The 25,722-nt window shown below is 70.0% G+C and carries 20 protein-coding genes and 1 tRNA gene; 6 read left to right on the top strand and 15 right to left on the bottom strand.

Translation table 11 applies throughout. From position 1 onward, the window contains the following. The first annotated feature begins 56 nt into the window (after window positions 1-56). Complete coding sequence (locus QM517_RS00905) at window positions 57-2,066, top strand: acyltransferase family protein (RefSeq protein ID WP_283284493.1); 2,010 nt, start codon at window positions 57-59, stop codon at window positions 2,064-2,066. A gap of 12 nt (window positions 2,067-2,078) precedes the next feature. Here QM517_RS00905 and QM517_RS00900 read toward each other — a convergent pair whose 3' ends face one another. Beyond that, complete coding sequence (locus QM517_RS00900; protein ID WP_283284491.1) at window positions 2,079-2,210, bottom strand: hypothetical protein; 132 nt, start codon at window positions 2,208-2,210, stop codon at window positions 2,079-2,081. Between the two features lie 300 nt (window positions 2,211-2,510). Then, the gene (locus QM517_RS00895) at window positions 2,511-3,284 is read right to left on the bottom strand and encodes a hypothetical protein (RefSeq protein ID WP_283284489.1); all 774 of its coding nucleotides are present in this window, start codon (window positions 3,282-3,284) and stop codon (window positions 2,511-2,513) included. Between the two features lie 826 nt (window positions 3,285-4,110). Here QM517_RS00895 and QM517_RS18775 point away from each other — a divergent pair. After that, window positions 4,111-4,473 (top strand): integrase core domain-containing protein, encoded by a 363-nt coding sequence (locus tag QM517_RS18775; RefSeq protein WP_374114641.1) that lies wholly within the window; start codon window positions 4,111-4,113, stop codon window positions 4,471-4,473. Window positions 4,474-5,362: 889 nt separating this feature from the next. On the opposite strand, the gene QM517_RS00885 is transcribed toward QM517_RS18775, so the two are convergent. Then, window positions 5,363-5,435, bottom strand: a tRNA-Thr gene (locus tag QM517_RS00885). Between the two features lie 44 nt (window positions 5,436-5,479). After that, a complete protein-coding gene (locus QM517_RS00880) occupies window positions 5,480-6,439 on the bottom strand; it encodes a DsbA family protein (protein WP_077052057.1) in 960 nt (319 codons plus the stop codon). A 213-nt stretch (window positions 6,440-6,652) separates the two neighbouring features. Here QM517_RS00880 and QM517_RS00875 point away from each other — a divergent pair, with 213 nt between their 5' ends. Both QM517_RS00875 and QM517_RS00870 read left to right on the top strand, forming a co-directional pair. Next, window positions 6,653-7,756, top strand: a complete 1,104-nt coding sequence (locus QM517_RS00875) for an ABC transporter ATP-binding protein (protein WP_077052058.1) — start codon at window positions 6,653-6,655, stop codon at window positions 7,754-7,756. Between the two features lie 71 nt (window positions 7,757-7,827). Continuing rightward, complete coding sequence (locus QM517_RS00870; RefSeq protein ID WP_077052059.1) at window positions 7,828-9,150, top strand: DUF4032 domain-containing protein; 1,323 nt, start codon at window positions 7,828-7,830, stop codon at window positions 9,148-9,150. A gap of 54 nt (window positions 9,151-9,204) precedes the next feature. Here QM517_RS00870 and QM517_RS00865 read toward each other — a convergent pair whose 3' ends face one another. The 3 genes from QM517_RS00865 to QM517_RS00855 form a co-directional block, all read right to left on the bottom strand. Further along, on the bottom strand, window positions 9,205-9,846 hold the full coding sequence (locus QM517_RS00865) for an NAD(P)-dependent oxidoreductase (RefSeq protein ID WP_283284486.1): 642 nt from the start codon (window positions 9,844-9,846) through the stop codon (window positions 9,205-9,207). 103 nt (window positions 9,847-9,949) lie between these two features. After that, window positions 9,950-11,272 carry a 2-oxo acid dehydrogenase subunit E2 gene (locus QM517_RS00860; RefSeq protein WP_283284485.1) on the bottom strand — a complete coding sequence of 441 codons (1,323 nt, stop codon included), beginning with the start codon at window positions 11,270-11,272 and terminating at the stop codon, window positions 9,950-9,952. Then, window positions 11,272-13,461: an alpha-ketoacid dehydrogenase subunit alpha/beta gene (locus QM517_RS00855; RefSeq protein WP_283284483.1), complete on the bottom strand. Its 2,190-nt coding sequence runs from the start codon at window positions 13,459-13,461 to the stop codon at window positions 11,272-11,274. The genes QM517_RS00860 and QM517_RS00855 overlap by 1 nt, the downstream gene beginning before the upstream one ends. Before the next feature lie 149 nt (window positions 13,462-13,610). On the opposite strand from QM517_RS00855, the gene QM517_RS00850 reads away from it, so the two are divergent. Together QM517_RS00850 and QM517_RS18550 are read left to right on the top strand one after the other, a co-directional pair. Next, window positions 13,611-14,135 (top strand): VOC family protein, encoded by a 525-nt coding sequence (locus tag QM517_RS00850; protein ID WP_283284481.1) that lies wholly within the window; start codon window positions 13,611-13,613, stop codon window positions 14,133-14,135. Further along, window positions 14,132-14,815 (top strand): GntR family transcriptional regulator, encoded by a 684-nt coding sequence (locus QM517_RS18550; RefSeq protein WP_283284480.1) that lies wholly within the window; start codon window positions 14,132-14,134, stop codon window positions 14,813-14,815. Before QM517_RS00850 ends, QM517_RS18550 begins: the two co-directional genes overlap by 4 nt. On the opposite strand, the gene QM517_RS00840 is transcribed toward QM517_RS18550, so the two are convergent. The 8 genes from QM517_RS00840 to QM517_RS00805 all read right to left on the bottom strand — a co-directional run bounded on the left by QM517_RS00840 (window position 14,808) and on the right by QM517_RS00805 (window position 25,617). After that, window positions 14,808-15,512, bottom strand: a complete 705-nt coding sequence (locus QM517_RS00840) for an SDR family oxidoreductase (RefSeq protein WP_283284479.1) — start codon at window positions 15,510-15,512, stop codon at window positions 14,808-14,810. The two genes, QM517_RS18550 and QM517_RS00840, sit on opposite strands and share 8 nt — an antisense overlap. Next, the gene (locus tag QM517_RS00835) at window positions 15,509-16,414 is read right to left on the bottom strand and encodes an NAD(P)-dependent oxidoreductase (RefSeq protein ID WP_283284477.1); all 906 of its coding nucleotides are present in this window, start codon (window positions 16,412-16,414) and stop codon (window positions 15,509-15,511) included. Before QM517_RS00835 ends, QM517_RS00840 begins: the two co-directional genes overlap by 4 nt. Continuing rightward, complete coding sequence (locus QM517_RS00830) at window positions 16,414-17,796, bottom strand: M24 family metallopeptidase (protein ID WP_063256363.1); 1,383 nt, start codon at window positions 17,794-17,796, stop codon at window positions 16,414-16,416. The genes QM517_RS00835 and QM517_RS00830 overlap by 1 nt, the downstream gene beginning before the upstream one ends. 54 nt (window positions 17,797-17,850) lie before the next feature. After that, a complete protein-coding gene (locus QM517_RS00825; protein WP_283284473.1) occupies window positions 17,851-20,361 on the bottom strand; it encodes an ATP-binding cassette domain-containing protein in 2,511 nt (836 codons plus the stop codon). Next, window positions 20,361-21,542, bottom strand: a complete 1,182-nt coding sequence (locus QM517_RS00820; protein WP_283284471.1) for a substrate-binding domain-containing protein — start codon at window positions 21,540-21,542, stop codon at window positions 20,361-20,363. Before QM517_RS00820 ends, QM517_RS00825 begins: the two co-directional genes overlap by 1 nt. 105 nt (window positions 21,543-21,647) lie before the next feature. Beyond that, window positions 21,648-22,673 (bottom strand): ABC transporter permease, encoded by a 1,026-nt coding sequence (locus QM517_RS00815; protein ID WP_278102193.1) that lies wholly within the window; start codon window positions 22,671-22,673, stop codon window positions 21,648-21,650. Further along, window positions 22,670-24,049, bottom strand: coding sequence for an amidohydrolase family protein (locus tag QM517_RS00810; protein ID WP_283284469.1), 1,380 nt, complete (start codon window positions 24,047-24,049; stop codon window positions 22,670-22,672). Before QM517_RS00810 ends, QM517_RS00815 begins: the two co-directional genes overlap by 4 nt. Window positions 24,050-24,183: 134 nt before the next feature. Continuing rightward, on the bottom strand, window positions 24,184-25,617 hold the full coding sequence (locus QM517_RS00805) for an amidohydrolase family protein (protein ID WP_283284468.1): 1,434 nt from the start codon (window positions 25,615-25,617) through the stop codon (window positions 24,184-24,186). Window positions 25,618-25,722 lie beyond the last annotated feature (105 nt).

The raw sequence follows: 25,722 nt of genomic DNA, 5'->3' as shown, positions 1-25,722 counted from the left end.
CGTGATGGAAACCTTCGCGTCATAGACGCTCCCTACACTCCCCTCCCGGGGGATTCATGGAGAAAGCAGCACACCGGTTCCGCGGTGACATTCAAGGCCTGCGCGCGCTCGCGGTGGGCCTCGTCGTGTTGTACCACGGAGGACTGCCGTTCCTTCCCGGCGGATACGTCGGCGTCGACGTCTTCTTCGTGATCTCGGGCTTCCTCATCACGACGCATCTCCTCCAACGGCTCGAGAGGACGGGGCACGTCGGCTTCGCCGACTTCTACGCCCGCCGTGCACGCCGCATCCTCCCGGCATCCCTCCTGGTTGTCGTCCTGACGGTCATCGCCGCCCTCATCTGGATGCCGCCGCTGCTGATGAAGGAGGTGTTCTTCGGCGCCGTGGCGACGGCGCTCTACGTGCCCAACATCCTGTTCGGTCTGCAGGGCACGAACTACCTCGCGGAATCCACGCCGTCGGTGTTCCAGCACTACTGGTCGCTCGGCATCGAGGAGCAGTTCTACCTCCTCTGGCCGCTGCTGCTTCTCCTCGTGGTGCGTTTCCTTCCCGGACGCCGGCGACTCACGATCGTCCTCACCCTGCTGACCGCGGCGTCCTTCGCCGCGGGGCTGTGGTTGACGTTCGAGAACCAGCCGTGGGCGTTCTTCGGTCTGCCCACGCGCGCGTGGGAGCTGGCCGTCGGCGGCATCGTGGCCGTCGTCGCGCTGAACCGCGAGTCGGTCCTCCCCCCGCGGGTGAGCGCGGTCGTCGGCTGGGTGGGAGTGGTCGGCGTTGTGGTCGCGGCCCTCGTGTACAGCGAAACGACGCAGTTCCCCGGTGTCGCCGCCGCCCTTCCCGTGGTCGCGACGGCTGCCGTCATCCTCGCCGGGAGCGGCCCCGCCCCCTACGGCCCGGCGGCGATGCTCTCGCTCCGCCCGCTGCTGTTCATCGGCACGATCTCCTACTCGCTGTACCTCGTCCACTGGCCGCTGCTGGTCATCCCGCAGGCCGCCGTCGGGTTCGAACACCCGCTGCCGCTGTGGATCACGCTCGCGCTGAGTCTGGCCGCGGTGCCGCTCGCCTGGATCCTGTACCGCTGGGTGGAGACCCCCGCGCGCGACGCGCGCTGGCTCACCGCGTTCCGCCCGCGGCGCACGCTCTTCGCCGCTGCCGCCGCCTCCGTGCTCGTTGTGGGGCTGACAACGGGAAGCTACACCCTGTCCGCGGCCAAGCCCCTCCACGAAGCCGCGACCGTCGCGGCATCCGAGCCCTCCGATCCGCCCGCGCTGACGTCGTTCGTCCCGGCGAACCTGGAGCCGAGCCTGCGGGCCGCGTCCGACGATCAACCCCGGATCTACGACGATGGATGCCACCTCGGCTTCGACGCGACGACCCCCAAGGACTGCGTCTACGGCGACCCGGCAGCACCGCGCATCGCCCTGTTCGGCGACTCGCATGCGTCGCAGTGGTTCCCCGCACTGTGGAGCTACGCGGAGGCGAACGGCATGTCGCTCGAGGTGCACTCCAAGAGCTCGTGCCCGTCGGCCGACGCCGAGCTCTTGCGAAACGCCGTGCCCTACACGGCATGCAGCCAATGGCGCGAAGCCGTCCTCGAGCGGCTGGCGGCGACTCCCCCGGCGCTGGTCGTCCTGGCCAACTACGAGAAGGTGTCGTACGCGAGCCCGAGCGGTGACGACGTGGCGGATTGGAAGGCGGCCCTCGACCGGACGCTGTCCCGCATCGACGCCCCGACCGTCGTGATGGCCGACACTCCCGACCTCGGCACGACGCCGTCGGTGTGCCTCTCCGCGCATCTGAACGCCGCCCTCGACTGCGGCCGCGACCGCTCCACCGCCGTCGCGCAGGTGTACCGCGACGCGGAGCGCGCGGCGGCCGACGCCCACGGCGCGGCGTTCATCGACCTCACGGACTACCTCTGCACGACGGACGAATGCGGGCCCATCGTGGGCGACACCCTCGCCTACCGCGACGCCCACCACCTGACGGCGACGTTCAGCGCCCAACTGGCGGGACCGCTGACGAGACAGCTGGCGGATGCCGGCTTCCCCGGCGCCGAGGGCTGAGTCCGGCGCGCGTCAGTGATGCGTGAGGAGCACCTGGTGCGCCTCGCCGCGGCAGAAGCACACCTCGGCTCCGGCGAGCCCGCTCACGGGCTCCTCCATGTAGCCGCACTCGACGACCGTGCGCCGACGGAACAGCGTGCGCACGATCCTCGCGGTCGCGTTTCCGTGGCCGCAAGAACGGCACGTCGCGCGACGCAGCGACGCGTCCTGATCCGTCTTGTGCGCATCTGACATGACCATGTCGACGGCCCCTCTCTCAGCCCTGCTCCTTTGCGAAGGCTGTCCCCCGATTGGAGGACAGTAACACCGTTTAGGGGTACGGTGGGCGGCCTTGCGCGAATCGTGTGGGAGCGCCTTTACGCGGCCTTCCGGTGCCGCATGCGACTCCATAGTGCCGGTAGGAGGGCTGGCGCGATCAAATAGCGGCGAGGACTCAGCGAGGGGTTAGTTCAGCCGTAGCCTGTCGCGAAGTTTCGCGGCCGTGTTGTGTTCGTCCACGACGGCGTCAATCAGCTCCTGCTGACTAGCCGTAAGCGACCACGAATCCGTCCCCGGTGGACTCCCGCCGCCGATGTAGACCACGTCGTCACCGGGAGGGTTGACATGTATTGCGCTACCTCCGTTGCCCGCGATCCATCCGCCCATCAGCACATGCCCATGCATGTCGATGCGATCGGGGTGGATCTTCACAACCCCGTCGGCAGTTTCGTCTACGAGCTCGAGAACCGTGAGGGGGTACGTAAGGCGCTCAAGCTCTCGTAGGTGATGCCCCTGCCGAGGGAACTTGACGACGACAGCCGACGCGTCGTTGAAGGAGTGGAACTCGACACGAAGGTGGTCCCCGTTGGTACGTGTCACGTCGAGCGCTCGTGCCCCGGGAGGGCATACGACCTCGAGCAGGTCGTTTTGCTCGACCGTCCACATATTGTCCTCAATAACGAGGCGGTCCGAGCGCCGACTGCGGTAGTTCAGCATCCGCTCGCCGTGCTCGTTGATCGTAAACCAGATCAACGGAGTGTCGTTCTCGGCGACCAGGACGTCATGATCGAGAAAGAAGCTTGTGCCGGCGTACATGACGATGCGATGGCGCATCCATTCGAACCGCCCCCGCACTGACTCGAAATTCGTAGCGGCGTTGGCCTTGAACCGACGAAGCTGAGCATCGGTATAGGAACCGTTGTCGGCCTTGTCGGCGTGCTCACGACAGAGTGCGATCATGCCCTCAACGCGATGGTGTCTCTCCGTTCGCCAAGGCGGGTCGAAGTGATGCCATGTCAAGTACGGACTTCCGCAGATGCCATCGGCCGTCTCGACGGGGCAGTGGAAGCGCACCTCTTGTCGTAATGCTGTGAGAACAGCTTTAGGTGGCTTTCGCCCCGGCACCCTGGAAGCCCCCATGGCCCACAATGTACCGATTCCACCCCTTACTGACCATGCTGCCTCGATGTCTCGCGGTTATCGGCGCACGCTGTTACCTCCTGGCATCACACCGCACGCCGCAGCAGCCTTCGCGAAGTTGACATCAAACACCGCCACCCGACTCCAACTCGTTTCTGGTCCTCGCTCGATGCCCCGGCGTGTTTCTTTTAGTCGCCGGTCGCGCAAAAGCTCGCTGGGGCCCCCAATGCGGGTCTTATCGACCGTTCCGGCGCCGCCAGGGCACATCCCGCCAGGACGGGGTCGTGCGTGGAGACCCACATTCGAATCCTGCGGGCGCTAACCAGACACGGGCCGGTGCTCATCGCCGCGAAGCTCGGTATGCAGGCCTCGACGGTCAGGCGCATGCTGGGCCGCCATCGCGTCTCGGTAACGAGACCTGGATCCCGTCACCGGGACAGTGATCCGCGCGAGCAGACGCACCGCGAACCGCTACGAGCGTGACTATCCCGCGTCTTTGATCCATATCGACGTGTAGAAACTTGCCCGTATCCCCGACAGAGGCGGATGGTGGGCCGACCTGACCCGGACCTCGGCCGTTCATCGAACCTCGCACCGGAAGGCGGGCTACGACTACGTCCATACCGTCATCGACGACCACTCCCGAGTGGCCTACGCGGAGATCCATGACGACGAGAAGGGAACCACCGCCGCTGGCGTACTCCATCGCGCCATCGCTTTCTACGTCGGCCTCAGCGTGAAGGTTGAATGCGTCATCAGCGACAACGCATTCGCCTACCGGCACCCTGCCGCTTTCCGCGCCGTGATCGACACGCACGGCATCACTCAGAAATTCATCCGCCCGCACGGCCCCTGGACCAACGGCAAAGTCGAACGACCGAACCGCACCCTCGCAACCGAATGGGCCTACGCCCAGCCCTGCGAATTCCTCGACAGAGTTGTGCCGCGGACTCCTCAACCCAGGAGATCCTTCAGCTGGATTCGACCGTTCGCGACCACTCGGTCTTAGATCCAGAGAAGAGGCGGGCAATTTGTTCGTTGGTAGTGTCACCATTCGCAACGACAAGATCTAAGTCTCACCGACGACGGTCCCGACCCGCAGTCCGAGAGGCGGGAGGCGGGGCAGGGTCCAGACATGGCTTACTGCGTCACGGGTGGAAGGTCGCGATGCTGGCCCGTGCTCGATCAAGCGCGTCCGCTCATCCATCGCACGGCCCGCCCAGCCGCGATAGTCAGGCTGGCCGGCGTGAGAGTAGGCGCCGATCACGTCAGGCGCCTTTGCGGCGTAGCGCGTCGACTCGGACGATAAGTCGCCCGACCGAACCCATGCCCCGGAGCGGCGCTGCGGCTCAAGGCAGCCGAGCCGCATCCACCCGAGACTCTGCTCGGCCGAGTGCGCGCGTGCAGCGGTGTGACGCGGGAGATGACGACAAGTGCTCGGTAGTTCATGCGCCGGGAAGCCTCCGCTTCGTCGTTTCAAGTCGTCGTTCACGCGAGTAGCGAGATCCGATTCTCTGCATGAAGCGCTTCGTCGCCGCCGCCAGCGGGATGCCCTGCGTCCCGAGGTGCAGGACACGTAGTCGCTCTGGTTCCACCACCGCGGTCCGCTGATCGACGGCGGCTACGGTCACTACGACGGGAATGACGCCGCCCCGCCTGGTGAATAACCGCGGGCGATTTCGTCGACGGTCGACCTCTGCACCACGCGGGCCATCCGACGTCGGTCTGGCCGCGAACCGTGCGCGCGACGACCCGGTGCGCCGTAGCTAGGCTGATGGTGGTGTGCTGGCTGATCCGGCGCGGCTACGCCATCGCAGGAAAGCCATGACGGCCGCACCGGTCGAAAGCGCTAGGCGAATCACAACCCGCTGCGTCGGCAGCCGTATCAAGTGCTTCCGTGCCGGCTACAGGACTTGAACCTGCAACCCCCGTATTACAAGTACGGTGCGCTACCAATTGCGCCAAGCCGGCGAGACGGTCAGTCTATCGGCGCGCGAGGCCGTGGCCGGAGCGCGTCAGCCCGCGGGAGTCGCGCTCGGCGTCGGCGTGGGCGTCGCGGTCGAGTAGTAGGCGTTGCTGTCGACCGTGAGCACGAACTGGGCGAACTCCTTCGGGTCGTCCATGCGGCCGACGTAGGGCGTGCCGTTCACGAGCACGGTGGGCGTCGCGGTCAGCGCCTGGCCCTTGGTGTCGGGCAGCCCCTTGATGGCGCGGTCCGTGGCGGCCTTCGCCCACGAGGTGAAGGTCTCGTCCTCGATGCACGCGCGCACGGTGTCGGGGTCGCTCACGCCGGCGCCCTGCGCCATGTCGGCGAGCTTCTCGTCGCTGTAGCCGTCGGAGTCCACCGCGGGCTGGTTCACGAGCAGCTCGTGGTTGAACGCGAAGAACTTGTCGGACGCGTGGGTCGCGACACAGGCCGCTGCCCCGGCGGCGCGGAGGCTGTACTTCGTGCCGTTCGACTTCGAGGTGAGCATCGCCACCGGGTAGTACGTCAGGGACGCGGCATCCTGGGACACCCACTTCGAGAGCTGCTCGGCGTTGGCGAGCTGGAACTCCCGGGCCTCGGTGGAGAGGTAGTCCACGTACACGCGGATGTCGACCGGGGCGGCCGTGGTCGACGGCGTCGGGGTGGGTGTGGGGGTCTCGGTGGGCGTGGCCTCAGCGGCCAGCGCGGAGGCATTGCCGTCGACGGTCTGGTCGGCGCGGGGGTCGGCGATGCCGGTCGCGGCCGTCACGACGAAGCCGTCGTCGGAAGCGGCATCCGGGAGCGCCTGCGAACGACCGTCCCGCGACGACAGCGCGTACGTGACACCGGCGGCACCGATCGCGACCACCGCGACAGCGCCGATCGTCACGAGCGAGCGACGGACGATCCGCGCCCGCGTCTGCCGCGCCTTGACCTGCTGCGCCTTCTCACGGACCGCCTCCCGGCGGGCGTTCTCGGCGGGCAGATTCGGCGTCTGGTCGTTGGACATGGGACCTCTCGGGCGCGGTCGGTGACCGCTGACGATGTTGGGAACGCACGGGTAGGCGAACGAGCACCGATGGTAGTAAGCCTGGCTGAGAAATGCCCAGACGCATGCCATACTGACCCTGCGCCCACTGTCGTGCGCGCTCGGGGTAGCCCCCGTTCATTCCATTCACTACGGATCGTCCGGCACGTACCTGCCGGTGAAGGAGAAGAAGAAATGGCGTCCGTCACCTTTGACAACGCAACCCGCCTGTACCCCGGGGGCACTCGTGCCGCGGTCGACAAGCTCAACCTCGAGGTCGCCGACGGCGAGTTCCTGGTTCTGGTCGGCCCCTCCGGCTGCGGCAAGTCCACGTCGCTGCGTATGCTCGCCGGCCTCGAAGAGGTCAACTCCGGCCGCATCCTGATCGGTGACCGCGACGTCACCGACGTGCCGCCGAAGGACCGCGACATCGCGATGGTCTTCCAGAACTACGCGCTCTACCCGCACATGACCGTCGCCGAGAACATGGGCTTCGCCCTGAAGATCGCCGGCGTCGGCAAGGAGGAGCGCGCCGCTCGCGTCCTCGAGGCCGCCAAGCTCCTCGACCTCGAGGAGTACCTGACCCGCAAGCCCAAGGCCCTCTCCGGTGGTCAGCGTCAGCGCGTCGCCATGGGCCGCGCGATCGTGCGTCAGCCCCAGGTGTTCCTCATGGACGAGCCGCTGTCGAACCTCGACGCCAAGCTCCGCGTGCAGACGCGCACCCAGATCGCGTCGCTGCAGCGCCGCCTCGGCGTCACCACGGTCTACGTCACCCACGACCAGACCGAGGCCCTCACCATGGGCGACCGCATCGCGGTGCTCAAGGACGGTCTGCTCCAGCAGGTCGGCACCCCGCGCGACCTGTACGAGAAGCCGAAGAACGTCTTCGTCGCCGGCTTCATCGGATCGCCCGCGATGAACCTGTTCCCGGTCGACCTGGCCGAGGGCGGCGTCCGCTTCGGCGACCTGGTCGTCCCCGTCGAGGCCGACGTCATCGGCAAGGCGCACGGCAGCGAGGTCACCATCGGTGTCCGCCCCGAGGACATCCAGGTCGCTCCCGCCGACGGCCGCGGCCTCTCGGTCGTCGTCGACCTCGTCGAGGAGCTCGGCGCCGACGGCTACCTCTACGGCCACACCGACATCAACGGCAAGCGCACCGACATCGTCGCGCGCGTCGACGGCCGCCGTCACCCCAACGCGGGCGAGACGGTCGTGCTGGCGCCGGTCCCCGGTCACGTGCACGTCTTCGACCTCGAGTCGGGCGACCGTCTGACCGACAAGGCCATCGCCTCCGCCTGATCTCACGCACCGTCGCGGCGCGGGGAGTCTTCCACGACTCCCCGCGCCGCACCCTTTTCCCCGGAGGAACCGTGGCCGAATCCCTCAGCATCACCGCCAGCGCGGTCGATCCCGGACTCTTGCAGCTGCCGTGGTCGACCGGCCTCGCCGACTGGCCGAGCTCGCACATCGTGGCCCTCCCCAAAGGCATCTCCCGGCACCTCGTGCGGTTCGCGAACCTCTCCGGCCGCGTCGTCGCGATCAAGGAGACGACGGAGGAGATGGCCCGGCGCGAGTACGACATGCTCGGCAACCTCGACCGTCTCGCCGCTCCCTGCGTCGACCGGGTCGCGGTGATCGCGGGGCGCACCGACGCCTCCGGCCGCCCACTCCCGGCCGCGCTGGTCACCGCGCACCTGAAGTTCTCGCTCCCGTACCGTGCGCTGTTCACTCAGGTGCTCCGGCCCCACACGGCCACGCGCCTGGTCGACGCCCTGGCCGTGCTGCTCGTGCGCCTGCACAACGTGGGCTTCTACTGGGGCGACGTGTCGCTGTCGAACACCCTGTTCCGTCGTGACGCGGGCGAGTTCGCCGCCTACCTCGTCGACGCCGAGACGGGCGAACTGCACGGCAACCGTCTCACCCCCGGCCAACGCGCGCACGATCTCGACATCGCCCGCACCAACATCGCGGGCGAGATCATGGACCTCGAAGCCGGCGGACGACTCGAGGGCGGCGTGGATGCCATCGCCATCGCCGACGGCCTGGTGTCGTCGTACCACTCGCTGTGGGGCGCCCTCACCGACAAGGAGACGTTCGCCGTCGATGAGTCGTGGCGCATCACCGAACGCGTGCACCGGCTCAACGCCCTCGGTTTCGACATCGGCGAGATGTCGATCAAGACCGCGAGCGACGGTACGCAGGTCTCGATCCAGCCGAAGGTCGTGGATGCCGGGCACCACCAGCGTCGTCTGCTGCGGCTGACCGGACTCGACGTCGAAGAGAACCAGGCGCGGCGCCTGCTCAACGATCTGGACGAGTTCCGCGCGCGCGTGTCACGGCTCGGCGCCGACGAAGAGATGGTCGCGCACGAGTGGCTGACCCGCGTCTTCGAGCCGATCGTCATGGCGATCCCGTTCGACCTGCGGGCGAAGCTCGAACCCGCCGAGGTCTTCCACCAGGTGCTCGAGCACCGTTGGTACATGTCGCAGGCGCGCGGTCGGTCGGTCCCGCTGGCCGAGGTCGTCACGTCGTACATCGACGACGTGCTGCGTCACCGGCGCGACGAGGCGACCGTCATGGGCCCGCCCACCGACACGATGTCGCTCGCCACGATCGCGGATGCCGCCGCTCCCGCGACGGGCGAGGTGCCGACCACCGACACCGACGTCATCGACTGGCGCGACCTGGTCTGACGACGCGACGACGGCGCCGCCCCCGAGGGAGCGGCGCCGTCGTGGTTCGCCGGGTCAGTACCCGACGGCGAAGTTGTCGCGCGAGTGCTTCGGGTTCTCGATCTCGTCGAGCACGGCGACGGCGAAGTCGGCACCCGAGATGAACGAGTCGCCCTTCTCGTCGACGACCAGCACGTGGCCGCCGTCACGGTATGTGCCCGTGCGCTCGCCCGGCGCCCATACGCCGAACCCGCCGGCGGGGTGCACGTAGAACCAGTCGCGGTCCGAGGAGCCAGCCTGAAGGTCTTCCAGGACGCCGATGGCCTCGGCGGCCTCGGGCTTGTACTCGTCGGTGAACCCCTCGGCGTCGATGAGGCGCGGGCCGCCTTCGGCGACCAGCGATCCCCCGGCGCCGCCGACGACGCCGAGGCGCACGTTCTCCGGCAGCACCGAGTTCAGCTGCGCGATGGCCGGGCGGAGCTTGCCCAGCATGTCGCCACGGGGAGCGACGGCCGAGACCACGACGTCGACTCCTTCGATGCCGGCGAGGAGGCCGGGAACGTCGAGGACGGTGCCCTCGATGTAGGTCGCGCCCTCCACGCGCTCGGCCGGCACCGATCGGGCGACCGAGACGACGGTGTGGCCGCGGCGGACGGCCTCGGCGACGATGTGGCTACCGGCGTAGCCGGTTCCTCCGATGACGGCGATGCGGGTCACGGGTGTTCCTTTCCTCCGGTCCGCGATCCCCCGCGGACGTCTCCCCCCAGCGTGCCGGTTCCGGGCCCCATCGCGAAGCGCGGACGCCCGAAACCGACACGATTCACAGCAGGATCTGCAGAGGATTCTCGATGCGCGCCACGAACGCCGCCAGCCACTGGGCCGCGAGCGCACCGTCGAGTACTCGATGGTCGGCCGAGAGCGTCACCGACATGACCGTCGCCACCGCGAGCGACCCGTCCTCCTCGACCACCGGTCGCCGCGTCGCGGCTCCGACGGCGAGGATGCCGGCGTGCGGAGGGTTGATGATCGCCGAGAACGACGTCGTGCCGTACATGCCGAGGTTCGACACCGCGAACGACCCTCCCTCGAGTTCGTTCTGCTTCAGCCGCCCCTCTCGCGCCCGTCCCGCCAGGTCACGGACCGTGGTGGCGAGCTCGCCGATCGACAACCGGTCGACCTCCCGGACGACCGGGGTGAGCAGCCCGCCCGGCACCGACACGGCCACGGCGATGTCCGCCGCGGAGAAGCGACGCGTGGCATCCGGGGTCCAGATCGCGTTCGCGTCGGGGACGTCGCGCAGCGCGCCGGCGACCGCCTTCACGACGAGGTCGTTCACCGAGATGCGCTGCTCGCGTCCCTCGTTGATCTGCGTCCGCAGGGCCAGCAGCGCGTCGACGCGGCAGTCCGCCTGAAGATAGAAGTGCGGGACGGTGGCCTTCGACTCCGTGAGCCGCCGCGCGATGGCACGACGCATGCCGGTGTGCGGCACGTCCTCGTACGCGCTCCCCGCCGCTGCCGGAGCGGGCGGTTCGGGGGCCTCGGGGGCAGGTTCCGGATACCGCTCCGCCGACGCCGGGGTCCAGGCATCCAGGTCGCGGCGGACGATGCGTCCGCGCGGGCCCGATCCGGGGACCTCGGCGAGGTCGATGCCGCGCTCGACCGCGAGGCGGCGCACGAGCGGCGAGGCGAACAGGCGACGCTCCTCGCCCACTGGCGGGTCGGCGGGAGCCGGAGCGGGTGCCGCGGGCGCGGGGGCTGCGGCCACGACCGGCGCCGCCGAGGCCGGTGCCGCCGGAGCCTCGGCCGCTTCTTCGGGCGCGGCGGCGACGTCGGTGTCGGACGGCGTCGCGGTCGCGGGGGCGGGCGCTCCCCCGGCGGCGGCGAGCGCGGCATCCACGCTCTCCCCCTCCTCGGCGAGAACGGCGATCGGGACGCCCACGGCGGCGGCGTCACCGGCGGGGAGCAGGATCCCGGCGAGGATGCCGGCGCGCTCGGCTTCGTACTCGACGACCGCTTTCTCGGTTTCGATCTCGACGATGGCCTGGCCGGCGCGCACGGGGCTGCCGACCTCGACGAGCCAGCTCTGGATGGCCGCTTCGGCGGCACCCGTGGCGATCTCGGGCATGCGGACGACGACGGCCATCAGCGGATCCCTCCCGCCGCGCGCACGCGCTCGAGGCCTGCGACGACCTCTTCCGTGCGGGCGATGGCGGCCCGCTCGAGCACCTTGGAGATGCTCGGGCTCGCCTCGCCGCCGGTGACGCGTTCGACGGGCTGGTCGAGCCAGTCGAAGAACCGGCGCTGTATCTCGTCCGCGAGCCAGGCCCCGTAGGACGGTCCGCGGGAGCCCTGCTCCACGATGAGGACGGCATTGGTCTTGCGGATGCTCTCGCCGACGGTGTCCCAGTCGAGCGAAGCGCGGTCGAGCCAGCGGAGGTCGATGACCTCGGCATCCGTCCCGGTCTGCTCGACCGCTTCGAGCGCGTGTCCGACCATCGACAGGTAGGTGAGCACCGTCACGTCGTTCCCCTCCCGGCGCACGGCGGCGGATCCCGGCGGGATGACGTAGTCGAGGTCGGCGTCGGGGACGCGGTCGGGTGTGCCGTAGAGATCGACGTGCTCGATGACGAGCACCGGATCTTCGAGGGCGAGCGCCGCATTCATCAGGCCGACGTAGTCCGCGGCGGTGGAGGCGGCGACGATGCGCCACCCGGCCTGCGTCGCGAAGATCCCGGCCGGATCCATGAGGTGCTGCGAGCCGTAGCCGGACCCCATCGCGACCTTGGTGCGCAGCACGAGCGGGACGGTGTTGTTGTCGCCGAACATGTGCCGGGCTTTACCGACCTGGTTGAACACCTGGTCCGCAGCCACCCACATGAAGTCGGGGTACATGAACTCCACGACGGGGCGAAACCGGCCGTCCATCGCGATGCCGCCGGCGGCGCCGAAGAAGCCGTTCTCGCTGATCGGGGTGCCGATGACGCGGTCGGGGCCGTACTTCTCGGCGAGGCCCTTCGTCGCGCCGTTGGTACCGCCGCCGAGGCGGTGCACGTCCTCGCCGAGCACGATGATGCGCGGGTCGGTCTCCATCCGGCGGTCCATGGTCTGGGCGACGGCGTCGACGAACTTCACCTCGCGCCAGCCGCCGGTCCACCGCGCGGGTTCGGATGCCGTGAGGGCGGCGAGTTCGGAGGCATCCCCCCGGATGCCGGTGTCCACCACCGCGGGGTCGGGCCACAGCTCCGGGCGGATGCGGCGTCGGCCGGGACGCTCGGGGTCAGCCTCGACCACGGCGGCGACCGACCGCGCGACGGCGGCGACCGCCTGCTCGCGGACCGTCTGCGCCTCGAAGTCGTCGAGGAGGCCGAGGCGGCGCATCTCGGACGCCATGCGCTCCAGCGGATCGCGGGCCCGCCACTGCCCCTCCTCGTCCTTCGTGCGGTATCCGAAGGCGCTGCCCGGGTAGGGGCCGTTCTGGTGGAAGAAGCGGTAGACCTCGGCCTCGACGATCGCGGGGCCCTCGCCCGCGCGCATGCGGTCGAGCGCTTCGCCCGTGGCGAGGTGCACGGCGAGGGGGTCCATGCCGTCCACCCGCCACGCGGGGATCGAGAAGCCCTGGCCGCGCACCGAGAAGCGGGTGTCGGCGCTCGCCTCTTCGGCGCGCGTCGACACCGCGTAGAGGTTGTTCTCGATGAAGAACGCGACGGGGAGCTTCCACGTCGAGGCGAGGTTCATGGACTCCAGCACCGAGCCGATCTGGCTCGACCCGTCGCCGAAGTAGTTGATCGACACGTCCGACGTGCCGGCGTGCTTCTGCGCCCACGCGTGGCCGGTGGCCAGCGGCGCGCCGCCGCCGACGATCGCGTTGGTGCCCAGCGCTCCGGCCTCGAGCCACTGCAGGTGCATCGAGCCGCCGCGGCCACCCGAGAAACCGGAGGCGAGCCCGAGGATCTCGGCGAGCGTGCGGTCGAGCAGCGTCTGCACGTCCGGCGTCACAAGGGCGGCCGGGTCGAGCGCACCGCCGGAGACGTACGCGAGCGTCTTGGCGAGGAACTGGTGGTGCCCGCGGTGCGAGCCGTTCACGGCATCCGCGGGTCGGAGGGAGACGATCGAACCGACCGCGCCGCCCTCCTGACCGATGCTGGAGTGCGCGGGGCCGTGCACGAGGCCTGCGCCCGCCAGGTCGAGCACCGCCTCCTCGAAGGCCCGGATGAGATGCAGCTGACCGAGCATCGTCCCGAGCAGTTCCGGGTCGGCGGCCTTCCAGTCCGCGGCGGTCGTCTCCAGCTGCACCCACTCGACACCGGTGTTCAGCCGTTTCCGCTTGGCCATGTCGCTCCTCACGCGTCGTTGCGTCTACCTATACAGGTCGTTCGCTCACACTGTACGATCGGATTGTCTCCAATACAAGGCGCAACCGCCACGAGATACTGTCGAAAGACGCCATCGTCGGCGTCAATGGATCCAATGGAGGATGCGACATGGGACTTCCAGGGCTGCACGGCAGCGACCACATCGGCTTCACCGTGCCCGATCTCGACGAAGCTGAGACGTTCCTCGTCGACGTCCTCGGCGCGGTGCCGGTGTACACCCTCCCGGGCCGCAGCGGCGAGGGCGACTGGATGACACGGCAGCTCGGCGTCCACCCGCGGACGGCAATCCGCGAGATTCGCTTCTACCGCCTCGGCAACGGCACGAACCTCGAGGTCTTCGCGTACGACGCCGCCGACGGGCAGGCGCCTCCCCCGCGCAACAGCGACATCGGCGGGCACCACCTCGCGCTCTACGTCGACGACCTGGATGCCGCGGTCGCCCACCTGCACGCCCATGACGTCGACGTCATGGGCGAACCGGTCGTCAGCGGCGCCGCCTCGGCGGGGCAGCGCTGGATCTACTTCCGCGCCCCGTGGGGAATGCAGTTCGAGCTCGTGAGCTTCCCCGACGGCAAGGCCTATGAGCAGGATGCCGACACGTTGCTGTGGCACCCCGCGAGGCCCGCCGAGTGAGCGGCCCGCTCACCGTCGCCCGCGATCACGGGCGCGCCGGCTCGGGGATCGCCGACACGCTCCGCGACGAGATCCTCCGTGGCATCCATCCGCCCGGGACCCGGATCCGGCAGGAGGACCTCGCGGCCCGGCACACGACGAGCCGCATCCCGGTGCGCGAGGCGCTGCGGATCCTCGAGGCCGAGGGCCTCGTGACGCTGGTCGCCAACTCGGGCGCGTGGGTGTCGCGCCTGACCCTCGCCGAGTGCGAGGAGCTGTACCTCGTGCGCGAGCGCATCGAGCCGGTGCTCCTCGGGATGAGCGCGCCGCTCCTCTCCCCCGCCGACCTGGACGCCCTCGACGACCTGGCCACCCGCATGGAGCACGCGGATGCCGAGGACTTCCTGCGCCACGACCGGGAGTTCCACTTCGCCACCTACGCGCCGGCGCGCACCGTCATGCTCGGCGACACCGTCGTGGGCCTGTGGAACCGGACGCACCACTACCGCCGCGCCTTCGTCACCGCGGCGCACGCCCGCCACGACGGCACCGCGCACCTCGACCACCGGCTCCTCGTCGCGGCCCTCCGCCGCGGCGACGCCGAGGAGGCCGCCCACGTGCTCGAGCGGCACATCCGGCGCACGCGCATCGAGCTGGAGCGGCATCCCGAGATCTTCGGCGAGGAGCAGGGCGTCAGGTGATGCGCCAGCCCCGGTCGACGTAGAGGTTGGTCGCCGAGACGCCCTCGTTGTGGAGGAGGAACCGGGTGGCATCCACGACGTCGTTCATCGTCGCGAGCTCACCGCCGGGCGTGCGGGACGAGTAGCCCTCAAGGACGCCCGCGGGCTTCCCGGCCCAGAACGGGCTGTCGCCGATGATGCCCGGGTGCAGCGCGTTGACGCGGAGCGGGGCGAGCTCGAGAGCGAGGGCCGTGGTGAGCCCCTCGACGCCGCCGTTGATGGTCGAGACCGTGACCGACCCGGGATACGGAGCGTCCTTCGCGCGGCCGCCGAACAGCACGATGCCGGTCGAGCGCTGCGGCACGAGCCGGTCCAGCAGCGTGTGTACGGTCTCGGTGTACCCCACGAGCTTGAGGGTCACCAGGCGCCGGGCGCGGGCGATGTCGTAGTCGCGCACGGTGTTCGCGTCGCGCTCGATCGCGGCGAGCACCAGGCCGTCCAGTTCGCCGACGTCGGCGAGCGCGGGCGCGATGTCCTCCGGCTCGGAGATGTCGACCGCGATACCGCGGACGTTCGGGCCGATCTCCCGGGCGATCGCCTCGGCTGCTGCCGCGTCGCGACCCGTGAGCGTCACCTCGTGCCCGTCGGCGGCGAGCGACGCGACGATCTCGCGTCCGATCCCGGATGTCCCGCCGACCACCAGATACCTGCGGCTCATGCCGCACCTCCCTCTCTCTCGTCATCGGATGCCGGCAGGAGGCCCCGCCGGGTGACCTCCGCAGCGGCACCCCAGTCGAGGCGCGCGAGGTCGGGTTCGGCCAAGGCTCGCTCGAACACCGCCGTCAAAGCGGCGAGCGTCGGCAGGTGCGTCCCCGTCTCGCCCGCGATCTCGGCGCTCAGCCGGAGATCCTTGTAGCCGAGGGCCACGTCGAACCCCGGCGGGTCGTACGCCTGCCGCGCGATCATCCCGCCGTAGCCGCTGTACACGACCCCGGCGAACAACGTCGACGTGAGGATCTCGACGAACAGTCCGGGATCCACGCCGCGCGCTTCGACGAGGGCGACCGACTCCCCGATGGCCTGGATCGCGTGGATGATGTCGTAGTTCACCGCGATCTTCACGGCGTTCGCGGTCGATGGCTCCGCGCCGAGCGGCCACAGGCGCGCGGCGAACAACTGCAGGAACGGCTCGACCTCGGCGACGTCGTCGGGCGCGCCCGCGACGAGCACGTTGAGCTTGCCCTCCGCCGCGACGGTGGGGCGACCGAGCACCGGAGCGGCGACATAGCGCGCGCCCGCCGCCGCGAACCGGCGCTGCAGCTCCCCCGCCCCGGCGGGGCTGATCGACGCCATGTTCACGTGCACCCCGCCCGACGCGGATGCCACGGACGCGGCATCCAGGACGGACAGAGCCGCGCTGTCGTCGGCGAGCATCGAGAACGACACCGGGTGCGCGAGCGCCTCCGCGGGCGTCGCACACGCCACGGCCCCCGCGGCGACGAGCTCGCCCGCCGCGCCGGGCGAACGGTTCCAGACATGGACACGGTGCCCGGCGTCGACGAGGCGGCGAGCGAGCGCCGCCCCCATCGAACCGAGGCCGAGGAAGCCGACCGACGCCATCACGCCTCCCCGCGGCCCCACGTCGTGTTCAGGTGCGACTGCGAGTCGCGCTGGTTGTTCAGCGGACCACCGACCGCGATGTACCGGGGACCGGCGATCAACAGCTCCTCGGCGGGGAACTTCGTGATGACCTCGCACCCGTCGGCGGTCACCACCACCTCCTCCTCGATGCGCGCGGCACCCCAGCCGTCCGCCGAGGGCCAGTACGTCTCGAGGGCGAAGACCATGCCCTCCTTCAGCTCTTCCGGGTGGTCGAACGACACCAGCCGCGAGAAGATCGGCTTCTCCCAGATCGACAGGCCGACCCCGTGGCCGTACTGCAGGGCGAACGCCGCTTCCTCATCCGCGAAGCCGAACTCCTGCGCGGTCGGCCACACCGACACGATGTCGGCGGTCGTGGCACCGGGACGCACGAGGGCGATCGCGCGGTCCATGTACTCGCGTGCCCGGGTGTAGGCATCCTTCTGCTTCGTGCTCGCCGACCCCACCGCGAAGGTGCGGTAGTAGCACGTGCGGTAGCCGTTCCAGCTGTGCAGGATGTCGAAGAACGCGGGGTCGCCCGGCCGGATCAGCCGGTCGGAGAACACGTGCGGGTGCGGGGAGCAGCGCTCACCCGAGATCGCGTTGACGCCCTCGACGTACTCGGACCCGAGGTCGTACAGCGTCTTGGCGACGAGCCCCACGGCCTCGTTCTCACGGACGCCGGGACGCAGGAACCGGTACAGGTCCTCGTACGCCGCGTCCACCATCGACGCCGCCTGCGTGAGCAGCCGGATCTCGTCGTTCGTCTTGATGCGCCGGGCCTCCATGAAGATCTGCTGACCGTCGACCACCCGGATGCCGACCTGCTGCAGCGCGAACAGGATGGGCAGCTCGATGACGTCGACGCCGAGCGGCTGGTCGGCGACCCCGAACTTCTCCAGCTCGCGCTTGATCTTGCGGGCCACCTCCTCGGCGATGCCGGCATCCGGCGGGAAGGCTCCGCGGAGGGTCGAGATCCCCGCGCGCGCCCCGGACTCGAGCCGCGGACGCTTGGTGCCCTCGTGTGGCGCGTGGGGATCGGCATCCATCTCGGACGAGGTGACGTCCAGCCACGGGTTGTACAGCGCGTGGTGCTTCGCCGCCGACCCGAAATCCCACGAGATCGGGTCGGTGTTGCGGGTGAGGAGGCTGAAGCGGATCAGCTTGTCCATGGCCCACGTGCCGATGTGCGTCGCGGTCATGTAGCGGATGTTGGAGAAGTCGAACGCGAGCACCGCGCCCAGGTCCGACCGCTCCAACTCCGCCTTGACGCGCGCGAGGCGCTCGTCGCGGAGGCGGTCGAAGTCGACGCGCGCCTCCCAGTCGACGCCGTTGGTGCCCGTGGTTCCGGTGTTCTTCATGATGGCCTTCCTGAGGTCAGAGGGGTTCCGATGGGGATGCGGACGCGCGGCGGATCAGCCGCCCCGCACCCCCGGTGAGCGACCGCGGCGCACGAGCACCATGACGAGCGGGACGACCGCGGCGAAGAGCACGAACGCCCCCTGGATCCAGTACTGCCACGACAGGCCGAGCGAGAGGAACGCCAGGGAGCTCGTCACCGTCTGCAGGAGCAGCCCCGCCGCGGCGACGGCCAGGGCCGAACCGGAACCGCCGAAGATGCTCGCGCCGGCGATGACGACCGCCGTCACCGAGGTGAGGGTCAGCGCCTGCGCCGCGTTGGCGTCGCCGATGCCCGACCGCGAATACACCGCGAGCCCGGCGAGCGCGGCGAGGACGCCCGCGGTGATGGAGGCGAGCAGCCGCGTCCGCGGGACCCGCACGCCCATGCGATTGGCTTTGACGGGGTCGGAGCCGGCGGCCCGCAGGGCGCGTCCGCCGCGGGTGCGCTGGATGACGATCCACATCACCACGGCGATCGCGACGGCCAGCGCCAGGATCAGGGGCACGCCGGCGACGGCCAGACCGAGGGTCGTCAGCACGTCGGCGCGGGCCGATCCGCCGGGGCTCGGCCGCAGCACCTGCGCGAGACCGAGCACCGCGATGGAGCTCACGAGCGTCGCGATGACAGGCGGGAGGGAGAGGCGCGTGACGAGGAGGCCGTTCACCCACCCGACCGCGGCCCCCGCCGCGAGCGCGAGCGCGACCCCGATGAGGAAGTACCCGATCCCCTGCTGCGCGAAGAACGACAGGATGACCGCTGAGAGAGCCGTCACCGATCCGATGCTCAGGTCGATGCCCCCGGTCATCACGACGACGAGTTGCGCCAACCCCACGAAGATCAGGACGCTGGTGGCCGCCAGCAGCTGACTGATGCTCAGGGGGCTCAGGAACGCGGACGACACGAACGAGGTGACGATCGAGAGCGCCACCGCCAACCCGAGGAGCACGACGGCCTGCGTCTCGCCCGCCAGGATGCCGCGCGACCGACGCCGTGCCGTCACCGCGACCTCGACGGACGCCGTCTCATGCGACAGCACCGCAGCCCCCGTGATGGCGCGCTCATCGACGTCGTCGCCGACCAGCGTCGCCTGGACGCGACCGCGGGAGAACACCACGACCCGGTCGCACAGCCCCTCGAGCTCCACGGCATCCGTCGACAGGACGACGACGGCGACGCCCGAGGCGGCGAGCTCCCGGAGGAACGCGTAGATGTCCACGCGGGCACCCGCGTCGACACCCTGCGTCGGGTCCTCGACGAGCAGGACCTTCGGGTCGCCGAGGCGCCCGCGCGCGAGCAGGACCTTCTGCTGGTTGCCGCCCGAGAGCGCCGAGACCGCCACCTCGAAGTGCGGGGTCTTCACCGCGAGACCGGCCACCCCCTCGCGCGTCAACGCGTACTCGCGGCTGCGGCGGACGAATCCGCCGGGCATCGCGGCGCGAAGCGCCCCCGCGACGGCGTTCTCGCGGATCGACATCTTGCCGAACATCGCCTCGCCGATGCGGTCGCCGGGCAGGAACACGACCCCCGCGGCCGACGCCGACCGGCGGGAGCGCGTCGAGACCTCCTGGCCGTTCACCAGGATGCGGCCTCCCGTCGCGCCGCCGCCGGCGATGCCTCGGAGCACGCGGCGCTGACCGTTGCCCTCGACCCCGGCGAGACCGACGATCTGCCCCGGGTACACCGAGAACGAGACGTTGTCGTAGCCGGGACCGCTGAGCTCGAGCACCTCGAGGGCGGGGGTCGCGTCGGGGGCGGGAACGAGAGGCTTGTCGGGGAACGTGGTCTCCAGCGACCGCCCGACGATGAGCTCGACGACCTGGTCGGCGGTGAAGTCCGCCACGAGGCCGCGACCGACGACGCGCCCGTCGCGCAGCACCGTGAGGTCGGTGCCGATCTCCATCACCTCGGGGATCCGGTGGGTGATGTAGACGATCGCCACACCCTTCTCCAGCAGCCCGCGGACCTGGCCGAACAGCCACGCCGTCTCCTCCGGCCCGAGGGCCTCGGTCGGCTCGTCCAGCACCAGCACACGGGGATCGGATGCCAGGGCGGCGGCGATCTCGACGAGGTGCGCCTCGCGCAGCGACAGCGACGACACGAGCGCGTGCGGGTCGATCTTGAGCGACAGGCGCTCGAAGTGCGCCGTGACCCAAGCGGCCGCCGTGCGGCGCGAAGGGCGCTTGCTCGCGGGAAGCAGCAGCAGGACGGCATCCACCACGCTCAACGAGGGGGCGAGCGCGGGGATCTGGTACACGATGGCGAGCCCGGACTCCCGCGCCTCGGCGGGGCGGATGCGGTCGAACTCGCGCCCGGCGAGGCCGATGGTGCCGGAATCCGGCACCACCGACCCCGCCGCGATCCCCACGAGGGTGGACTTCCCGGCGCCGTTCTCGCCCAGCACGGCGTGCACGCGACCGGCGGCGATGTCGACCGAGACCGCGTCGAGCGCGGTGACACCGGGGTAGGTCTTGGTGATGCCCGAGAGGGTGAGCGCGGATGCCACGGTCGTGGGGGTCTCGTTCATCAGCCGAAGAGCTTCGTGATCTCGTCGGCGGTCAGCAGCGTCGACGGCGTCGCGTCGGACGGCGCCGACGACAGGCACGCCTTGTCGGGCGTGACCGCCCCGGCCGTCTTGCCGGTGGAGTCCTCGAAGAGCGCGAGCTCGTACAGCGAAGGCTCGGTGTCCGAGGTGCCGGAGACGGCGGCGAGCGCCTTGCGGAGCGCGACGCGGCCGATCCAGGTGCGCGAGGAGACGGTGGCCAGCTCGTACCCCGGGTTCTTCGCCTTCAGGTCGGCGTACCCGCAGCTGAGGGAGTTGTCGTCGGTCGAGGTGAGGATCGGGAGCTGCTGACCGGCCGCCTCGTAGGCGCGGATGATGCCCGAGGCGGATGCGCCGTAGTCGGCGATGATCGCGTTGATCGGCGTGCCCTGCGACAGGACGCCGGCCATCGCCTGCTGCGCCTGCGCCGGGTCCCAGTTGGTCCAGATGGGCTCGGTGTTCACGAGCGTGATCTGCGGGTTGGCGTCGAAGACCTCCTTGGCCCCGGCGAACTCCTGCGTCGAGACCAGGGCGCCCGACGGGCCACCGAAGAACACGACGTTGCCGCCGGTGCTGCCCAGCTGGTCGACGATCCACTGCGCCTTGGACTTCCCGACGAACTCCGGGATCTGGTCGGTGTAGTCGAGGTAGTCGGTGCCGGCGGTGCCCTGCGGGTCGGAAGCGAACGCGACGACCGTGGAACCCGCCTGGGTGGCCTGCCGGATCGCGGGGAGGTGCGCCTCGCCGGGACCGGCGTCGGGGATGACGAGGATGATGTTCGTGCCCTTGGCGGCGAGGCTCGTGATGCCCGAGGTCGTCGCCTCGAGGTCGCCGCGGCCGGCGATGAACTCGACGCCCGAGATGGCGGAGCACTTGGCGGCCTCGCTCTCGATCTCCGCGAGAACGGTCTTGGACCACGTGTTGGTGCCGTAGCCGTCGACGACGCCGACCGAGACCTTCGTGCCGTCGGTGGGGCAGACGGCCGAGATGTCGGTGAACTGATCGACGGTGCCCTTGCTGCCGGCGGCGATGTCGGCGGTGAGGTTGCTGGCGCCCTCGGAGCTGCCGCCGCCGGCGCTGTTCGTGGAGGAACAGCCGGCGAGGACGAGCGCGCCGAGCGCGATGACGGCGAGACCTGCTCGCCGTGCGGGTGCTGTGGTGATCATGGAGGTACTCCTCTTCGAGTGGGTGATCGGGTGTGCAGGGTCGGATGAGGGCGCGACGGACCGCCCGTCGACCCGATGGGGGTCGCGGTGGCGGATGAGCCGGTGTCAGGCTCCCGGACGCCGTCGCATGAGGTTCCGGATACGGGAGGTGGAGCCGCCCAGCTGCAGCTGGGCGACGATGCCGACGCCGATGATCAGCGCCTGGACGATGTTCTGCACGGCGGTGGCCTGCGTGAACGTCTGGACCAGCTGGGTCAGCTGCGCCAGGAAGAGGGCGCCGAGCGCGGTGCCCACGACGCTGCCCCGCCCGCCGGTGAGGGCGGTGCCGCCGAGCACCACCGCCGCGATCGAGGGCAGGAGATAGTCGTCGCCGGCGGTGAGGGTCGGGGTGCGGAGCAGTCCCGCCAGCAGCACACCGCCGACGGCGGCGAGCCCGGCCGAGAGGACGTACGCCACGATCGTGTATCCGCGCGTCCCGATGCCGAGGTTGGCGGCGCTGCGGGGGTTCTCCCCAACGAGCTCGAACCGCCGACCGAGACGCGTCAGCTTCAGGACGACGTGGACGGCGAGGGTCAGAGCGAGGGCGAAGAACACCAGCACCGGGATGCCACCCCACCGGCTGAGCGCGAACTGGTTGAGCGCGTCGGGGCTCTGCGTCGCGAATCCCCCGGACAGGGCCTGGACCGTACCGATCATCAGGGCGTTCACCGCGATCGTGACGACGAGGGGCGGGAGGCCGAACAGGGTGATGACGAGCCCGCTCGCCAGACCGAACGCGGCGGTGGCGAGGATCGCCGCGCCGATCGCCGCGGGAAGCCCCAGGGCGTCGTCGCCGCCGAAACGGGCCACGATCAGTGCGCCGAGCGTGACCGCGCCCGGAATCGACAGGTCGAGGCCGCCCTGCTGGATGACGAGGGTCTGGCCGATCGCCACGATCGCGATGAGCGCCGCGAACGGCAGCATCGAGACGATGGCGGTGGGTCCGACGCTGCCGGGGGCGATGAGCGGACTGATGAGGAACAGCGCGGCGACCGCGATGAGCGCCCGGGTGCCCGGCCACGCCAGCACCATCCGCGCCGTCGGACCGTGGTCCTTCGGCGCGATGCGCGCGGGAACGGCGAGGTCGGTCATGCCGTCACCAGCGTGGGGTGCCACGTGCCGTCGAGGCGCGCCTCGGGCATCTCACCGAGCAGGTAGCTGCGGGAGGCCTCGGCATCCGCCTTCAGCCGGGCGATGTCCACGCCCACGAGTTCGCCGTCCTTCTTCACCCGGCGGCCCTGTACGAAGACGTCGCGGACGAGACCCGGGTGAGCCGAGTAGACGAGGCTCCCGATCGGGTTGTTGAGCGGCGTGAGGGCCAACGACCGGTCGTCGAGCACGACGATGTCGGCGGCCTTGCCCACCGCGATCGAGCCCGTGGTGTCCGCGAGACCCGCGGCGTGCGCACCGTCGATCGTGGCGAACTGCACGACGTCGGCACACGTGAGGCTGATGCGCTCGAGCACCTCGCCGGTGTCGACGGACGGGGCGTTGTCGAGGGCGCGCTGCATGCCGATGGCGGTGCGCATGGTGGCGAACATGTCGCCGCCGTTCGAGCTGCACACGTCGATCGAGAAGGTCGGGCGGATGCCGGCGCGCAGCAGCCGGCCGGTGGCGGGGAAGCCGTGGCCCATCTGCATCTCGACGTCGGGGGCGACCGAGGCGGTGCCGCCGCTGTCGGCGATGAGCTTCAGCTCGTCGTCGCCGAGGGTGCAGCAGTGCACGTAGGTGATGCGGTCGGACAGCAGGCCGTCGGCGTGCATCTTGCGGATCGGGCCCGACTTGCCCCAGTACCCGTCACCGGCGTGCATCGTGACGCGGAGGTCCAGGTCGGCGGCGAGGCGGAAGTCGGCGACGTTGACCTCGGGGGTGACGAACTGCGGTCCGCGCAGGGCGAGCGCCATCGTCACGAGGCCCCCGTCGGAGGAGAAGTGCTCGTCGCGGACGCGCCGCGCGTCGGCGGGGTGCACGTTGGCCGACGGCAGGCTCCCCCACTGCTCGGCGCCGCCGCCGTGCGCGAAGACCGCACGCATCCCGGTGTCCTTGAGGGCGGCGACCGCCGCGTCCGCGTGCGCGGGGGTGGCGAGGTTGTGCGACCAGTCGACGAGCGTCGTGATGCCGGAGTCGAGGGCTTCGAGCGCACCGAGGTAGTTGCCGGTGTAGGTGTCCTCGGGGCGGAAGTGCTTGCTGAGACCGGTGTGGAGGCCCGCGAGGTACTCGGTGAGCGACCAGTCCGACGCGAGGTTGCGGACGACCGACTGCCACGTGTGGCGGTGCGTGTCGACGAAGCCCGGGTGCACGATGCGGCCGCGGACGTCCACGACCTCGGCGTCGCCGGCATCCAGCGCCTGTCCGATGGCCTCGATCGTTCCGTCGGCGCCGATCAGGATGTCGGTGTCGGTGAGGACCTCGCCGGGGCGGACCGCGGTGATGACGGTTCCTCCCCGCAGCAGCGTGCGCGTGCTCATGTGGTGGTGACTCCCTCGTCGAACCGGAGCGTCGTCGCGCCGGTGGTGTTCGTTGATTGGATGCTAGAAAGCAGGACTGAACGTGTCAAGTATTAGTTATCACTCTGTGCAGTTCGTCCAGCACGACTGAAAGCTCACGCGCGCTCGCGGTACAACGGGATGTCGATCGGAGGCTGCGGGATGAAGTCCCCCGCACCGCCCATCCGGTCGTACAGGTACTCGTGGGAGCGCTCGAGCGTCGCCCTCGCGGCATCCACCTCGACGTGGGTGAGCACGCCACGCTGCTTGACGACGCGCCCGTCGACGAGCACCGTGTCGATGCAGCCGGCGTGCGCCTGCGTCACCACCGCGCCCGTCGGATCCGCGCGGTTCCAGCCGACCTGGCTGATCCCCGACATGTCCACGAGCACGATGTCGGCGCGCTTGCCCACGGTGAGCGACCCGACGAGATGGTCCACGCCGGCCGCTCGGGCACCGTTCAGCGTCGCCCACCGCAGCGCGTCCTTCGTCGTCCACGACATGGTCTGCGGCGCCCGCATCGCGGCGTACTCGGGTTCGTCGGCGCGGTAGCGCGAGGCCTGCAGCACGAGCCTGCTGTGCGAGACCATGTCGCCGCCGTTGCCCGACACGCAGTCGATGCCGAGACTCGGACCCGGCGTGTGGGCGGTCGCCTCGGCGATGGCGGGGTACCCCATCCCCATCTGCATCTCCGTCTCGGCGCACACCGACACCGTCACCCCGCTGTCGTCCAGCAGGTCCCACTCGTGCGGGGTGTTGAAGGTGCAGTGCACGAGCAGCAGGTCGTCGGCCAGCAGCCCGTGGGCGTACAGCACCTCGACGTCCTGGAAGAGCTGGCGCACCATGACCTGATTGGCGTGGAACGTGATGCGCGCCCCGAGATCGCGGGCGAGTCGGAACTCCGCCGCCACGTCGGCCACGGGGGCGATCGCGAGCTCCTGCGGGGCGATGCCGAAGCGCAGCAGCTGGTCGTCGCTGGAGAAGTACTGCTCGCGGATGTGACGGGCGAGCACGGCCCGCGTGGCCAGGGCCGCGGGGTCGGCTCCCCTCGCCGACCCGCCGCGGGACTGACTCCACGTGTTCGTGGTGATGGGGGTCAGGCCGTGGGCGTAGAGGGCCCGGATGCCGGCATCCCGCAGCCCCGTCACTGCGGCGTGCGCGCCGTCGGGGTCGAGGATGTTGTGGCAGTAGTCGACGATCGTGGTGATGCCGGAGTTGAGGGCGTCCAGCGCTCCGACGTAGTTGCCGGCGTACATGTCCTCGGCGCGGTACAGCGGAGCCATGTGCAGCCGGATGCCGCGGAGATAGTCGGGGATGTTCCCGTCGGCGAGGATGCCGCGCAGCGCCGTCTGCCAGGTGTGGCGGTGGGTGTCGACCATGCCGGGGATGGCGATCTTGTCGCGCCCGTCGACGATCTCGGCGTCATCGACGGCGATGTCCGGACGGATCTCGCGGATGACGCCGTCCTCGATGAGGATGTCGGTGCGGGCCAGGTCGCCGAGTTCCGGGTCGACGGTGGCCGCTGCCACGTTGCGGATGAGTGTGCGCATGGTCGCTCCCTCGCGATCCGATCGGGTCTGCATCGACCCGACGTTGTGCTGAACTACACACGAATGTACAGTCGCACCCAGATTTGTAAAGCCTGAGCGAACGTT

It is taken from the genome of Microbacterium sp. IEGM 1404 (assembly GCF_030056775.1).
Lineage (GTDB): Bacteria > Actinomycetota > Actinomycetes > Actinomycetales > Microbacteriaceae > Microbacterium.
The sequence above is the reverse complement of the archived record's forward strand: the minus strand, read 5'-3'. Positions and strand labels throughout refer to the sequence as shown.